This is a genomic window from Streptococcus sp. 1055 (assembly GCF_013276815.1).
GTDB classification, from domain to species: Bacteria; Bacillota; Bacilli; order Lactobacillales; family Streptococcaceae; genus Streptococcus; species Streptococcus pseudopneumoniae.
Map to the genome: position 1 here is coordinate 1 of NZ_VMLT01000042.1, position 15,550 is coordinate 15,550.

Annotated in this window: 11 protein-coding genes and 1 pseudogene; 1 reads left to right on the forward strand and 11 read right to left on the reverse strand. The window is 42.6% G+C overall.

Annotated elements, in window-relative coordinates:
• Window positions 1-104 precede the first annotated feature (104 nt).
• From pepC to rpsL, 10 genes are all read right to left on the reverse strand, one after another.
• Entirely contained in the window at window positions 105-1,439 is a 1,335-nt protein-coding gene (gene pepC, locus HT699_RS04105) for an aminopeptidase C (protein WP_050971442.1), read from the reverse strand.
• A 111-nt stretch (window positions 1,440-1,550) separates the two neighbouring features.
• Window positions 1,551-2,273, reverse strand: coding sequence for a pseudouridine synthase (locus HT699_RS04110; RefSeq protein WP_138699698.1), 723 nt, complete (start codon window positions 2,271-2,273; stop codon window positions 1,551-1,553).
• 199 nt (window positions 2,274-2,472) lie between these two features.
• Window positions 2,473-2,703 carry a GlsB/YeaQ/YmgE family stress response membrane protein gene (locus tag HT699_RS04115; RefSeq protein ID WP_000901572.1) on the reverse strand — a complete coding sequence of 77 codons (231 nt, stop codon included), beginning with the start codon at window positions 2,701-2,703 and terminating at the stop codon, window positions 2,473-2,475.
• 9 nt (window positions 2,704-2,712) lie between these two features.
• Entirely contained in the window at window positions 2,713-3,954 is a 1,242-nt protein-coding gene (locus HT699_RS04120) for an aminopeptidase (RefSeq protein WP_138704427.1), read from the reverse strand.
• 21 nt (window positions 3,955-3,975) lie between these two features.
• A complete protein-coding gene (locus HT699_RS04125) occupies window positions 3,976-4,128 on the reverse strand; it encodes a hypothetical protein (RefSeq protein WP_119946721.1) in 153 nt (50 codons plus the stop codon).
• A gap of 13 nt (window positions 4,129-4,141) precedes the next feature.
• Window positions 4,142-4,819, reverse strand: coding sequence for a hypothetical protein (locus HT699_RS04130; RefSeq protein ID WP_138706629.1), 678 nt, complete (start codon window positions 4,817-4,819; stop codon window positions 4,142-4,144).
• 37 nt (window positions 4,820-4,856) lie between these two features.
• The gene (locus HT699_RS04135) at window positions 4,857-9,248 is read right to left on the reverse strand and encodes a PolC-type DNA polymerase III (RefSeq protein ID WP_166735761.1); all 4,392 of its coding nucleotides are present in this window, start codon (window positions 9,246-9,248) and stop codon (window positions 4,857-4,859) included.
• A 103-nt stretch (window positions 9,249-9,351) separates the two neighbouring features.
• Window positions 9,352-11,433 carry an elongation factor G gene (gene fusA / locus HT699_RS04140; protein ID WP_000090345.1) on the reverse strand — a complete coding sequence of 694 codons (2,082 nt, stop codon included), beginning with the start codon at window positions 11,431-11,433 and terminating at the stop codon, window positions 9,352-9,354.
• Window positions 11,434-11,711: 278 nt separating this feature from the next.
• Window positions 11,712-12,182, reverse strand: a complete 471-nt coding sequence (gene rpsG, locus HT699_RS04145) for a 30S ribosomal protein S7 (protein WP_000087876.1) — start codon at window positions 12,180-12,182, stop codon at window positions 11,712-11,714.
• Window positions 12,183-12,201: 19 nt separating this feature from the next.
• The gene (rpsL, locus tag HT699_RS04150) at window positions 12,202-12,615 is read right to left on the reverse strand and encodes a 30S ribosomal protein S12 (protein ID WP_001142332.1); all 414 of its coding nucleotides are present in this window, start codon (window positions 12,613-12,615) and stop codon (window positions 12,202-12,204) included.
• 274 nt (window positions 12,616-12,889) lie between these two features.
• Here rpsL and HT699_RS04155 point away from each other — a divergent pair.
• A pseudogene (locus HT699_RS04155) lies at window positions 12,890-13,050 on the forward strand (helix-turn-helix domain-containing protein); the annotation flags it as partial.
• 257 nt (window positions 13,051-13,307) lie between these two features.
• On the opposite strand, the gene HT699_RS04160 reads toward HT699_RS04155, so the two are convergent.
• Window positions 13,308-15,305, reverse strand: a complete 1,998-nt coding sequence (locus HT699_RS04160) for a thiol-activated cytolysin family protein (protein ID WP_166735762.1) — start codon at window positions 15,303-15,305, stop codon at window positions 13,308-13,310.
• Between the last annotated feature and the right edge of the window lie 245 nt (window positions 15,306-15,550).

Consider the following 15,550-nt stretch of genomic DNA (forward strand, 5'->3'; position numbering starts at 1 on the left):
ATACTCTTCGAAAATCAAATTCAAACCACGTCAGCGTCGCCTTACCGTACTCAAGTACAGCCTGCGGCTAGCTTCCTAGTTTGCTCTTTGATTTTCATTGAGTATTATTCTGCCAAGGCACCCATTGGATCCCATGGTGCAAGCACAATTGGTTCTGCTTCATAGGCAGCTTGTTCTTCTGCTGTCAGCAATTCCTTACGGACAACGATTTGGTAAGTGTATTCGTCCATCCAAGCGTCTGAGGCAACAAAGTAACCATCTGTACCGACCTTGTCTCCCCATGAGTTTTCAACCTTCCACTTGGTTGATTTACCATTTTCGTCCAAGTCAACACCTGTCAAGACCATGGCGTGGGTCATCAAGCTTTCGCTATAGTCCAAACGTCCAGCCTTGTCTTGAGTAAGTTTAATGTCCATGCTTGATTCAAAGTCATAAACATCTGTCGCAAGGATTCCAGCTTTGCGGTTGCTGAGCTGGCCAACATCAGAACCAAACCAAACAGTCTCACCTGCTTGCATTTGGGCAATCGCCAATTCTTTCAAGCGCTCCATTGGAACGTTGATGTAACGAACCGCACGGCTACCAACGACATTTCCCAACATCTCAACTGTGTAAGATTTACCGTATGGTTTATCAGCAGTTGGAGCATTGATAACAGAAACGTAGTCTTCTAAAGGAAGATTGACATATTTCTTGTAAAATTCCTGTGGAGTAATACCTTTTTCGCTTTGGTAGTTATTATCCTTATCACGATAAGCAAAGTCAAATTTACGTGGTGGTAGTCCTAGTGACATGGCAAGGAAGTTAAAGATCTCTTGCAAGAGGTCTTCTTTCTTAGCTTGAACAGTCGCTTGGTCTGCGCCAGAAGCTAGTAAGTCACGCAAGATTTGAGCATCTTGGCGCAGCAATTTGTTAAGGATTGCATTTAGCTCACGGCTGCTACTAGATGAAACAGACTCAGGATAAACTGACTTAGGCACGACACCGTATTTTTCAAAGAGGGAAACGACCATATCCCATTGACCACCATCTTGTTGTGGTATTTGGAGTAAGAAGCTAACCTTACGGCTCGTCAATTCTTGGTCTGCAGTCGCAATGACTTGCTCCAAGAACCAGTTTGATTTCTCATACTTGTCCCAGAAGAAAGTGTGGGCTTGTGACAACTCAAAGTTCTCCAATTTGTATTGCGAGATGAGTTTGTGGCGAAAAGTGTTGAGAGCCGCAAACATCCAGCAACGACCAGACGCTTTCTGGTTAGTGACCTTGTCCTTGGTTAAATCCAATGAGAAAACAGGTGTGTTGTCTACATGGCTTTGGCGACGTTCCAGAGCTGCAAAAATTCCGTTGTGGCTAGCAGCATTTTCAATCGCTTGGTATTTTACATTTGCTTCATAGTTGGCAAATAGTTTATCAGTAAATGATTCTTGAATCGCGTTCATAGATTCCTCCTTTTATTCTACAGTCTATTATAACTCTTTTCACAAAGGAAGCAACTAAAAAACATAAAAGGCAAGGACATTCTTCCTCACCTTTTTCAAATATAAATCAAATTAAGCAATACTAGCAAGGAGAATTTCTAATTCTTCCTTGGTCAAGCGACGCCATTCCCCTCGTTCCAGGTTCTCATCTAATACTAAAGTTCCCATAGTCAATCGTTGCAAGTCCACCACTTCCTTGCCACAGTAGCCCACCATACGCTTGACCTGATGAAACTTTCCTTCTGCAATAGTCACACGGATTTGGCTCTGATTCTTTTCTGCATCTGTGGAAAGAATCTCCAGTCTAGCGGGTTGACAAGTAAAGTCTTTGAGAGGAATACCCTCAGCAAATATCTCCACATCTTCTTGTGTCATAATTCCCTTGACCTGAGCCAGATAGGTCTTATCCACATGACGCTTGGGTGAAAGAAGAGCATGGGCAAGCTGACCGTCATTGGTCAGGAGCAGGAGTCCATGCGTATCGATATCCAAGCGCCCTACTGGGAAAACTTCCTTGCTCCGAGCAATATCATCCAACAAGTCCAGAACGGTTCTGTGCTTGGGATCCTCAGTCGCTGAGATAACTCCTTGGGGCTTGTTCATCATATAGTAGACAAACTCTTCATACTCCAACACTTGCCCATCAAAGCGAATCTCATCTCTTTCTTCATCAATCTGCAATTTAGCTGATTTTTCTTTTTTACCATTTACCGTCACGCGCCCAGCCTTGAGCAAGTTTTTGACCTCAGTCCGACTTCCCACAGCGCAGGCAACTAAAAATTTATCTAATCTCATAGAACTATTATATCATACTCAAAAGGAGGCTGGTACAATGACCAACCTCCTTTTCGTTTCATACTCTTCAAAAATCTCTTCAAACCGCGTCAAGGTCGCCTTGCCGTATATATNNCAACCTCAAAGCAGTGCTTTGAGCAGCCCGCGGCTAGTTTCCTAATTTGCTCTTTGATTTTCATTGAGTATCAGATTTAAGAAATTAACTTCCTCGTCTCCAGAAAATCGCTAAGACAATCATGGAACCTAGTACTGCCGGAATGATGGCAGTTCCTGCTATTATCGGTCCCCAAGTCCCAAAAAGCAAATGCCCTATAAAGGCACCAATCCAACCGAGAAACATTTTTCCAAAACATCCCATGCGTTCTCCACGATTGGTCAGAGTACCTGCTAAAAATCCCACTAGGAGACCAACGAACATACTTCCTAACATATTATCTCCTTAATTTGCCCAATCTCCGTTACGGAAGAGTGGTACACGTGTCCCATCCTCACGGATACCATCGATATCCATTTGACTAGACCCAATCATAAAGTCCACGTGAACATCTGAACGGTTAAGCCCCGCAGCTTCAAGCTCCTCTTCGCTCATCTCCGCTCCACCAACAACGCTAGTTGCGTAGGCTGCACCAATAGCCAAGTGATTTGACGCATTTTCATCGAAAAGGGTGTTAAAGAAGGTAATACCTGACTGAGAAATTGGGCTTGGATCTGGCACCAAGGCACATTCACCTAAGGCACGCGCACCCGCATTTTCAAAGACAAGATCTTTCATGACCTGATCACCCTTCTCAGCAGTAATATCAACGATTTGTCCATCCTTAAAGGTCACCTTAATACCTTCAATGATATTTCCGCTATAGCTAAGCGGTTTTGTAGAAGTGACATAACCATCTGCACGACGGAAGTCAGGCGCTGTGAAGACTTCCTCTGTCGGCATATTTGGCAAGAATCCTTCGCCCTGTGCATTGATAGCACCAGCTGATTCCCAAACGTGGTTCTTCGGCAAACCAAGGGTCAAATCAGTCCCTGGCGCTGTGTAGTGAAGGGCTGAAAATTGTTCTTTATTAAGCATATCTGCCTTGCTCTTGAGGATAGCTGCATGCTCTTCCCAAGCCTTAACAGGGTCTGCTTCGTAGACTCGGCAAGTTTTGAAGATTTGGTCCCAAAGGAGATCGACTGCTTCTTCGTCGCTCGCAGCATTTGGAAAGACTTTCTTAGCCCACTCAAGTCCAGCAGCGGCTGCTACAGTCCAGCTAACCTTGTTAGATTGCGTTGCGATACGCATTGGCTTCATAGCAAGTCCCATAGCTTTGGCAGAAGCTGAGAGCTTGTCAGCGTCCACTCCATTCAAGGCACCTGGGTCAGAAGAACGAACTCCAAGACGGCTAGCCTTGTTCTCCAAAAGATAGTTCATCTCAGCAATCTTGTATTCTGGCACATTGTCCAGACGCTCCATCGGCGCATGGAGGAATTTCTCACGGTTAATGACATCATCTGTCCACTGAACGATAACCTCATGCGCACCCAAAGCGTAAGCTTCTTTGACAATTAAGTGAGCCAACTCACGTTGCTCCACATCGATAGAGAGAGCCAAAGTGTGACCAGGTTGCACGTTGATTCCGTTCGCAACCAATAATTTCGCATATTTTTCTAGATTTTCTTTAAAATTTGGTAAAACCATGTAATTTTCTCTTTTCTATTTTTATTTTTCTTTCAAAGCAGAGAATAATCCTGCTAAAGCAATAGCACCTGACAAGAGTGCTGTTGATAGAAGAATTGTTTGATCAGCAAGTTCCAATTGATACTCAAACACCTTCTTAGCCGGCTTGTCTTCCGCAAAAATTCTTAGTTTCATGAAATGTCCTTTCTTATTCTTCATGCTCTCCTAGGTAGAGGCGTCGTGCCTCTGGACTATTTGTGAGGATATCTATATAGGTTTCATAGTCATCAGGTAGAGGCTTTCCTAAAGAGATATCTTGTTCTGGAATTATATTTTTCCCATAAAGAAAGCAAAGATAGAGACGTTCGTTGAGTGTTGGAAATACTTCAATAGACATAAGTTCAGCCTGACCTACCCGATCCCAATCCTGTTCTTTGATATCTGGTATGATATAAGATTGGAAGAGTCCCATAAGTGGATTATCTTCTGGTAGTCCACTGTCTTTATCCGCCAGAACCAAAGAACAACGTCTACCAAAACCAGCAAGTTGGCGCTCCCTTCCCTTTACCGAAACAGTAATAGGATGCCCTCCAATATGGCTATAAATCCATTCTTTAGGCAGTTCATAATCTAACAGGGGGGTAACTTCTTTGACAATCGCTACAGGACTATAGCGTAGAAACTGGCGAGTAACAGCCTTACAAAAGAGGATATCTTCATCTTTCAAGGTCACTCCCTTCCAGTTATTTTCCTCATTAAAATGGTTGAAAAATACCAGATAGGGATCACGCACCATTTGTGCTAATACATAAACGCCATTTCGCAAACGTATGGAAATAACTTTCCCTGGTTTCCAGGGTGTTGCTCTTTTTTTCTTTTCCATCATGATACAACCTCAAACCTACACAAGACATTTCAAACTTTTAAAACAACTCATCAAACAAACTCAACTGGTTATCCTCTGGCATATTTCCAAGAATACCCATTTCATCCATCTTTTCAACCAAGGTTGATGAGAGGCCACCGCGTTTGCGCAATTCTGTTTTAGAGAGGAATTCTCCCTCTTCACGCGCTCGCACCAACTGCTTAGCAACGTTCTCTCCCAGACCATCCATAGCGACAAATGGCGGGATGAGGGTATCTCCATCGATAAGGAACTCTGTCGCCTGACTACGGTAGAGATCGAGTTTTCCAAACTTGAAACCACGCTCCCACATCTCATTGACAATCTCAAGAGTGGTATAGAGGTCAATTTCCACATTAGAAGCTTCATTGTTCTTCCGTTTTTCAGAGATTTCTTCCATTCTGCGTTTGATGGCATCCAAACCCGCTCCCATGGTCTTGATATCAAAAGCCTTGGCACGGATGGAGAAATAAGCACAGTAGTAATAAATCGGGTGGTGAACCTTGAAGTAGGCTACACGCAAGGCCATCATAACGTAGGCTGCCGCATGGGCCTTAGGGAACATGTACTTGATTTTCCCACAGGACTCGATATACCACTCTGGCACCTTATTAGCCTTCATAGCTTCGATATAGCCATTTCGCTCCTCTTCGGAAATCTTCAGCCACAAGCCCTTACGTACCCGTTCCATGATAGTAAAGGCCATCTTAGGCTCGAGGCCAGCATGCATGAGGTAAACCATGATGTCGTCCCGACAACCGATAACAGTCGATAGGTCTGCTATTCCTTGCTTAATCAGATCTTGGGCATTGCCCAGCCAAACGTCGGTACCGTGGGACAGTCCAGACAATTGAAGCAATTCTGCAAAAGTCGTCGGATGGGTTTCATCGACCATCCCTCGAACAAAGTTGGTTCCAAATTCTGGAATTCCCAACATCCCAGTTGGTGTTCCGATTTGTTCAGGTGTTACCCCTAGCACATCTGTCCCTGAAAAGAGGGCCATCACGCCTTCATCATCCATAGGTATTTCATTAGGATCAATCCCAGACAAGTCCTGGAGTTTTCGAATCATGGTAGGATCATCATGTCCCAGTACATCAAGTTTAAGGACGTTCTCATCAATATCGTGGAAGTTAAAGTGAGTGGTCTGCCATTCAGCCGTCACGTCATCCGCTGGATACTGGACAGGCGTAAAGTCGTAGACATCCATGTAGTTAGGAATAACAACGATTCCCCCTGGGTGTTGTCCTGTCGTTCGCTTGACACCAGCCGCCCCTTGGGCGAGACGCTCCACCTCTGCATCACGATAAAACTTCCCGTAATCTCGCTCATAGCCCTTTACAAAGCCATAAGCAGTTTTAGCAGCTACCGTACCAACCGTTCCTGCACGGAAGGCATATTCTTCACCAAAGATATCACGCACATCCAAGTGGGCGCTAGGCTGGTCTTCTCCCGAGAAGTTCAAGTCAATATCGGGAACCTTGTCTCCATCAAAACCAAGGAAGGTCTCGAAAGGAATATCTTGCCCATTTTTACTGAGTTTGTGACCACAGTTTGGACAGTCCTTATTGGGCATATCAAATCCTGAACCATAAGAACCGTCTGTGATAAACTCGCTATACTGACACTGACCACAGACATAGTGAGGAGAGAGAGGATTGACCTCCGTAATCCCAATCATAGTCGCAACGAAACTGGAACCGACAGATCCACGAGAACCAACCAAGTAACCCCGTTCATTGGAACGTTGCACCAGCATCTGCGAGGCTAGATAAATCACGGCAAATCCATTTCCCAGAATGGAAGTTAGTTCTTTTTCAATCCGCAAATCGACAATATCTGGCAGTGGATTTCCATAAATCTCAAAAGCTTTCTTGTAGGTCAATTCAGCGACCGTTTCTTCAGCCTTGTCAATGAAAGGCGTGTACAAGTCACCCTTAACGACCTCAACAGGTTCAAAGATTTCTGCCAAGGCATTGGGATTTTCAATTACCAGTTTACGAGCCAGTTCCTCTCCCAAGAATGCAAATTCATCCAACATCTCATTGGTCGTTCTAAAATGGGCTTTTGGCAGAGGAGCTGGTTGGGCATGTTCACCATGACCGATAGTTCGGTTAATCATCGCACCCTGTCCCAAACTACGGACGATAATTTCACGGTAAATCTCTTCTTCTGGTTCGATATAGTGAACATTTCCCGTAGCCAGAACAGGCTTGCCAAGGCGATCTCCAACCTCTATCAAACTCTTGATAATGGTCTGGAGTTCCTCCATATCCTTGACCTGTTCTTTGGCAATCAAGGGCGCATAGATAGCCGGTGGCATGACCTCTATAAAGTCATAATACTTGGCCACCTCAACCGCCGCATCCACACCTTGAGAAACGACCACGTCAAAAACTTCACCCTCTGAACAGGCTGAACCTAAAATCAAGCCCTCTCGATGGGCATCTAGAACCGTTCTCGGAATCCGTGGCACTCCTTCAAAATACTTGGTATTAGACAAGGAAACCAGCTTAAAGATATTTTTTAGACCTACCTGATTCTTGACATAGATGGTCGCATGCTTGATCCGAGCTTTTTTGTAAGAATCTGGACTGATTAGATCAATGTTGAGTCTAGCTAAATCGGTCACACCATGTTTTTCTGCTACCTCTTTGATAAAGATGAAAAGCAGACGACCAGTCGCTTCCGCATCGTAGTTGGCCATGTGGTGATGTTCCAAGGCCACACCAAAACGCTTGGTCAAAGGCCCCAAACCATGGCGTTTATACTCAGGATAGAGGTTTCTAGCAAACTCCAGCGTATCAATAACTGGCTGACTAATCTTTGGAAGATCATGACGCTCATAATTAGCATTCATAAAGCCAACGTCAAAGGTAGCATTGTGGGCAACTAGGACCGTATCCTTGCAAAATTCTTGGAATTCTTGCAAAACTTGTTCTAGTGGTTTGGCATTTTTGACATGATCATCTGTAATTCCAGTTAACTCTGTAGTAAAAGCTGACAAGGGATGCCCAGGATTGATAAATTCATCAAATTCAGCAATAACATTCCCCTTGTACATCTTAGAGGCCGCAACCTGAATCAAGTCATTATAGATAGCTGAAAGTCCCGTCGTTTCCACGTCAAAGACCACGTAGGTTGCTTCTGATAAGTCCATCTCCACTTCGTTATAGACGATAGGGACACGGTCCTCCACGATATTGGCTTCCATCCCATAGATCAGCTGGATTCCCGCTTTCTTAGCCGCCTTATAGCCATGTGGAAAGGACTGGACATTCCCATGGTCTGTGATAGCAACCGCCTTGTGTCCCCACTTAGCAGCTGTTGCAACAATCTCTTCGACCTCTGGCAAAGCATCCATAGTCGACATGTTAGTATGAGCATGAAACTCAACCCGACGCTCACCTTCTGGCATCAAATCCTTCCGCTCATAGTGAACAACTTCCTGCACATCCTGTACGTTCATAGTCAAATCGCGTGTGAAGTTATTCATCTCCACATTCCCTCGAACTCGGAGCCAAGAATTCTTCTTGATGAGGTCAAACTTCTGGGCCTCTTCCTCGTTTTTAACCCACTTTTGCATAGAAAAACTTGAAGTGTAGTCCGTCATTTTAAAGTTGATCAAAACACGCCCTGTTCTGGTCACTTTTTGCTCTACATCAAACACAACCCCTTCAAAGACCAGACGATTTTCCTCCGTCGTCACTTCAATCATAGGAGTAATCTCCGCCTTGTCTAACTTCGGTTTAGCTGCAGCTTTTTTTGCTTGAAAATCAAAGGCTGGTTTCTCTTCCGCTGGAGGAGGTGCCATCTGTTCCAGTTGTTCCATAGCACGGAGCGCTTCCTCATTGGCCGCTTGAACAATCTGCTCATTTTCAGCATGAAAGGCCTCTTCCTGCTCTTGGGTCAGCACATCATTTTTCTCTACTTGACAATTAAAAGTTGGAAAGCCAAATTGTTCAAGTTGTTTGGCTAAATTAGGAAGATGATTCTTCTTAAAATGTTCCTTATCAATCGCCTCTGAACCCTCAATAAAGAGTTGATTGCCCTCAGCACGAACTTGCAAATTCTGATAAAGAGATTTAAAACCTTGACTAGCACATGGCCCTTCAGAAAAAGCTTCTCTATAATAGGCCTGCAAGAGCTGATTTGAAAATTCTTGAGACAGAGCCTTGATCTCAAAAACAGCTTTATTGCCTGTCTTAGAAAATTCTTCGCTTAAACCTTTCTTTAATTCTAAAAAGATTTCAATCGGTAAAATATTAGAAAATACGAAATGAAACTCCCATACCTTACTAATTTTATGAACCACAACTCGCTCAATATCAGCCTGTAATAAAGCAGGAGCCTGTCTCATTTCAGCAGGCATCCCCAATTGATTCATCAAAATTTCAAAACTGTTTGACATTCATTTTCCTCACATTATTCTCCTACTATTTTACCATATTTAGAGGTATTTTCTAAAGACAAAAGGAAGCCACTAAGTGACTTCCTTCTAAAGTGAGGACAGATTAGTCTTCACCTTTGTTTTTCTTAATGATTTCTTCTTGTACTGACTTAGGTACATCTTCGTAGTGGTCAAATACCATCATGAATGTACCACGTCCTTGAGATGCAGAACGAAGAACTGTTGCGTAACCGAACATTTCAGCAAGTGGAACGTAAGCACGAACGATTTGGCTGTTACCATGTGCTTCCATACCATCTACACGTCCACGACGAGCAGTTACGTGACCCATAACATCACCAAGGTTTTCTTCTGGAACAGTGATAGTTACAAGCATCATTGGTTCAAGGATAGCTGGTTGTGCTGATTTAGCAGCTTCTTTAAGGGCAAGTGAAGCCGCGATCTTGAAGGCAGTTTCAGATGAGTCGACATCGTGGTATGAACCATCGTAAAGCTTAGCTTTAACGTCAACCATTGGGTAACCTGCAAGAACACCGTTAGCCATAGATTCTACCAAACCTTTTTCAACCGCTGGGATAAATTCACGAGGAACCACACCACCGACGATTGCGTTTTCGAATTCGAATCCTTTACCTTCTTCGTTTGGAGTAAATTCAATCCATACATCACCAAATTGACCTTTACCACCAGACTGACGTTTGAAGAATCCACGTGCTTGAGTAGAAGCGCGGAATGTTTCACGGTAAGATACTTGAGGAGCACCTACGTTCGCTTCAACTTTGAACTCACGACGCATACGGTCAACAAGGACGTCAAGGTGAAGCTCACCCATACCAGAGATAACTGTTTCACCAGTTTCAACGTTTGTTTCAACGCGGAATGTTGGATCTTCTTCAGCCAATTTTTGAAGGGCGATACCCATCTTGTCTTGGTCAGCTTTAGATTTTGGCTCAACCATCAATTGGATAACTGGTTCTGGAACGTTGATTGACTCAAGGATGATTTTAGCTTTTTCATCTGTCAATGAGTCACCAGTTGTAGTATCTTTCAAACCAACGGCAGCAGCAATATCACCTGAGTAAACAGTGTCGATTTCTTGACGGCTGTTAGCGTGCATTTGAAGGATACGTCCGATACGTTCACGTTTACCTTTAGAAGTGTTCAATACGTAAGAACCTGATTGAAGCACACCTGAGTAAACACGGAAGAATGTCAAACGACCTACGAATGGGTCAGTCATGATCTTGAAGGCAAGAGCTGCAAATGGCTCTTCGTCAGAGGCTGGACGAGTTTCTTCAGCGTCTGTATCTGGGTTAATACCTTTGATCGCTGGGATGTCAAGTGGGCTTGGAAGGTAGTCAATAACCGCATCAAGCATCAATTGAACACCTTTGTTTTTGAAGGCTGAACCACACAATACTGGGAAGAATTCAACGTTGATAGTCGCTTTACGGATACCAGCTTTCAATTCTTCGTTAGTGATTTCTTCACCTTCGAGGTATTTCATCATCAATTCTTCGTCAGTTTCAGCAACTGCTTCAATCAATTTTTCACGGTATTCTTGAGCTTGGTCAAGGTATTCAGCTGGGATGTCTTCTTCAAGGATATCCGTACCAAGGTCGTTAGTATAGATTTCAGCTTTCATCTTGATCAAGTCGATGATACCACGGAAGTCATCTTCAGAACCGATTGGCAATTGGATTGGGTGTGCGTTTGCTTGAAGACGATCGTGAAGTGTGCTTACAGAGTAAAGGAAGTCAGCACCGATTTTGTCCATTTTGTTGGCAAATACGATACGTGGAACTCCATACTCAGTTGCTTGACGCCAAACTGTTTCAGTTTGAGGCTCAACACCTGATTGTGAGTCAAGAACGGTAACCGCACCATCCAATACACGAAGAGAACGTTGTACTTCGATTGTGAAGTCCACGTGTCCTGGTGTGTCGATGATGTTTACGCGGTGGTTGTTCCATTGAGCTGTTGTCGCAGCAGATGTGATAGTGATACCACGTTCTTGCTCTTGCTCCATCCAGTCCATTTGTGACGCACCTTCGTGAGTTTCACCGATTTTGTGGATTTTACCAGTGTAGTAAAGAATACGCTCAGTAGTTGTTGTTTTACCGGCATCGACGTGAGCCATGATACCGATATTACGAGTTTTTTCAAGTGAAAATTCGCGTGCCATGAGGTTTGTTTCTCCTATTTATTTTTGATTTCTATTCTATTATAACACGATTTTAATAAAAACGGATAGGCAGGACCTACCCGTTCTCAATGTTTTCATGCTATTGTTGGTTTCGACTTACGAGATGGTAAGTTGAGTTATAGCTAATACTAATCGATTTAGCTAATTTGAACCCGGGCTAAAAGCTCGGAAAATAGATAAGCTCTCCTAGAATCTTCGATTCTTCGTCAAGCTTCCTAATTTTCAGTCGCTTTTTTAACGCCCTTAGTATCTTAATCTTACCAACGGAAGTGTGCGAATGCACGGTTAGCTTCAGCCATACGGTGAGTGTCTTCACGTTTCTTAACAGCTGCACCAGTGTTGTTAGCAGCATCCAAGATTTCTTTTGCAAGACGGTCTTGCATTGTGTGTTCACCACGAAGACGAGCGATTGTTACCAACCAACGAAGTCCAAGTGTTGTACGACGTTCTGGACGAACTTCAACTGGGACTTGGTAGTTAGAACCACCAACACGACGTGCACGTACTTCAAGTACAGGCATGATGTTTTCCATAGCTGTTTCAAATACTTCAAGTGCATCGTTTCCAGTAACTTCTTTGATTTGCTCAAAGGCACCGTAAACGATTGAAGCAGCTGTACCACGTTTACCATCAAGCATAACGCGGTTGATAAGACGAGTAACTAGTTGTGAATTGTAAAGCGGATCTGGCAATACGTCACGTTTTGGAGCTCTATTTTTACGACTCATTTCTCTTTATCCCCTTTCCTTATGCTTTTGGACGTTTAGTACCGTATTTAGAACGGCCTTGTTTACGATCGTTAACACCTGCAGTATCAAGTGCACCACGGACGATATGGTAACGTACCCCTGGAAGGTCTTTTACACGTCCACCACGAAGAAGCACCACACTGTGCTCTTGCAAGTTGTGTCCGATACCTGGGATGTAGGCAGTAACTTCGATAAGGTTGCTCAAACGTACACGAGCGAATTTACGAAGGGCTGAGTTAGGTTTTTTAGGTGTCATTGTTCCAACACGAGTTGCAACACCACGTTTTTGTGGTGAAGAAACGTTTGTTTGAACTTTTTTATGACTGTTGTAACCAACGTTCAAAGCTGGTGATTTAGATTTTTCTACTTTTGATTTACGCGGTTTGCGAACCAATTGGTTAATTGTAGGCATCTACATACTCCTGTGTTTTTTTATTTTTGGTGATGATACACTTGGTGACAGCTATCATCTGTGTGTACTTTTGCAACATTTGTCAGCACGTCCCTGTACACTTTTGAGAGACCAAAAGTAAAAAGTACCGTCTATTATTGTAACAAAATTTTCCCTTGCTTGTCAAGATGTTTTTCTTTTTTATTGCTAATCTTTTCACTGGCTAACTTCTCAAACTAACTTCCACTTGATTAGCCGAAGTGGAAATTAGTCTAAAACGGATTTTTATGGTGGAATTAAGTGTGAGACTTTCCGTTCCATCGTTGAGAAGATGGGAAAAGGTCCGTCAACGATTTCAAAGGAAATTAAGCGCAATCGCATCATGCATCCAACATCCGTCAAATCTGATTGCACGGATTGCCCACTTCTCAAAAATCTCCTTATGTCTGTAACAACGCGTTTTTCTCATACTAAAAGCTAGGTTGTGGAAAACTGGAAGTTAGTTTTATATTGAATTGAAATAAGACATGAACAAATCTATTGGGAAAGTCAACTTAATTTCTAGAAATGTTTTAATAGCAGCAACGTACTATTCTAGTTTCAAGCTGCTATAGAAGTTACCCTTTTCATTCTCTCAAAAGTCAATCATAAAAGAGGAGGAATCGAAGTTCCTCCTCTTCACTGTTTACTATCGAATCAAGTAAATCAAATCGTTACTCATTCACAATTTTTTCATCAACTTTAGGGTTTAGAGTTGTTCCCCAATGTGTAATTGTACGCTGTTGTACTAGTGGTAAGTCTGTGCGGTTGTAAACTGTACGCCATGGTTCCCATACAAGACCTGTCTTTTCTTGAACCTTGATACGAAGATTACGGACATTTCCTCTAAATTGAATCTCTGTTTGGAAGCCTGAAGTTCTGTTTTTTCCGTTATCTTCCCATTGACGTGAACGGATTTCTGGATTTCCTTGTTCATCATATGTAATTTCATCCCAATAAATGTAGTAACGCGCAACATAAGCACCCTTATGATGAAGTTTCAAGAAACCATTTTTGTAAGAAGTAACCTTCGTTTCGATATAGTCTGTACTATTTTGTAAAGTTGCTTGGGCATTATCTTTTAGGAAGGCAGTCTTATATGAGATTGGCACAGCTGGACTTTGAGCGCTAAAGTTAGCTCCTTCTCTGATGAGTTCCTTCAAGTTTTCGACTGTTCCTGTGACAACTTTGGCAGCACCGCTAGCATTACCTCCTACAATTACTGCTGTTACAGAAGTATTCTTCAATAGACGGCTCCATTCAGAATTTGGAGCAATTGTTGCACCTTTGATAACCGCATTAATAGCTGCTTTTAATTCAGTAGACTTACTTGTTGACTCAAACTTAACATAGATTTGACGTCCGTAAGAAACGTTTGATACATATACAGGTGGAGTTTGTGAATCAACGCCTCTTTGTTTTAAATCTTCAGGTGTCACACTCTTGTCAAATACAGCTGCTGGATTGGTCGGTGCATCAAATGTCGCTGTATAGTAAATTTGTTTAAAGTTTACAACTTCAATTTGCTTTTCACCCTTTTGCACAGCCTCAAAGTCAATCTTGAGCGGTGCGCCTGCTTTTTCAAAGTCTGCACCAAATTTTGCTTTCAATTGGTTCATGCTATAGGCTGTAGTTGATTCATACTGAACACGGGCAGGAACGGAATGGCTAGATGAGTAATTCTTTGTCCATCTTTCAACCAAGGTATTCATCGCAGACTGCATACCACTAGTTGTAGGATCTGCTTCAATTCGGCTGTCAGACTGAATCATACCAGGTAAATCGACGCTGACTGTCCCCTTTGCACGGGCAAGACTAATCAATTCTGGCTGATTTTCTAGCAGATTTTGGTTGGCTTTATACAAGCCACCTAGGAAGACATTTTGATTTCCATTGATGGAAACATCTGCTGTGCCTGTAGAGAGGGTTTTCTTGATTTTTTCTACAACGACAAACTCTCCATTTTGTTCCTTAGCACTTGTGTTGTAGCGATTTTCTAAGGTTTCTCCCTTGCGAGTTAAAATATCCAAAGGATTATAAGTTAAACCAAAAAGGTAGTCTTTCAATGCTGATGTTTGATTTACTACTGGTGCGGTTCTGTCCTGTCCAACTTGAGTTGTTGCTGAACGGAATACTTCCACTTCTGCCAAGCTCAATGGGGTATTTTTAGTTTTCAACTCCACTTTTACATAACGAGCGCCTTTGGCGGTGAAGAAAACTTCAAGTTCTGCCTTCCCATTCAAACTATCAAAGTGTTGACGAGCAACTTCTTGTTTTGCTTCATTTAACAAAACAACATCAAAATTAGAAAGACGATTAGCTACATTCCCATCTCCACGATTGTAAAGTTTAACTTTTCCAACATTCTCTGTTTTTCCAAGATCGACTTGCCACCAAGCATTGTCTTCAAAGTTTGTATGCGTTACAGAATGGTGCCCATAGTCACTATCAACATTACCATCCACTGCTCGTGTAGCAGCTCCTCCATAAGCAGTAGAACTTTGACTAGCTTGTTTTCCACGAGAGATGTTTTCTGTCTCAACTGGACGATTCCCTTGCTCTGTAGCCAAAGCTACTCCCTGAGCGTTCAATAAAAATGCCGCAACAACAGCACTACACACACCGAGTCCACACTTTTTGACAAAGCGATGCAAACGTTTTTCTTGATTCATTCCTTATTCCTCCGTTTTTAAATGAATACGCTTTCCTATTTGTTTATAGTCTATCAAATTTCAAGTAAAAGTCAAGCACAAACCAGCAAAAAAGTCAAGAAAATAAGAAGAAAACGTTTGCTGAATTTTTCTGATATTTTCTTTCGATTTCCAGTAAATACTATAGTTTGGAAACTAGATAACACTTGAAAAACACTAACTTTTTTCTTTTCCTATTTATAGTTTCACTAGATGAGCTTTTTAAA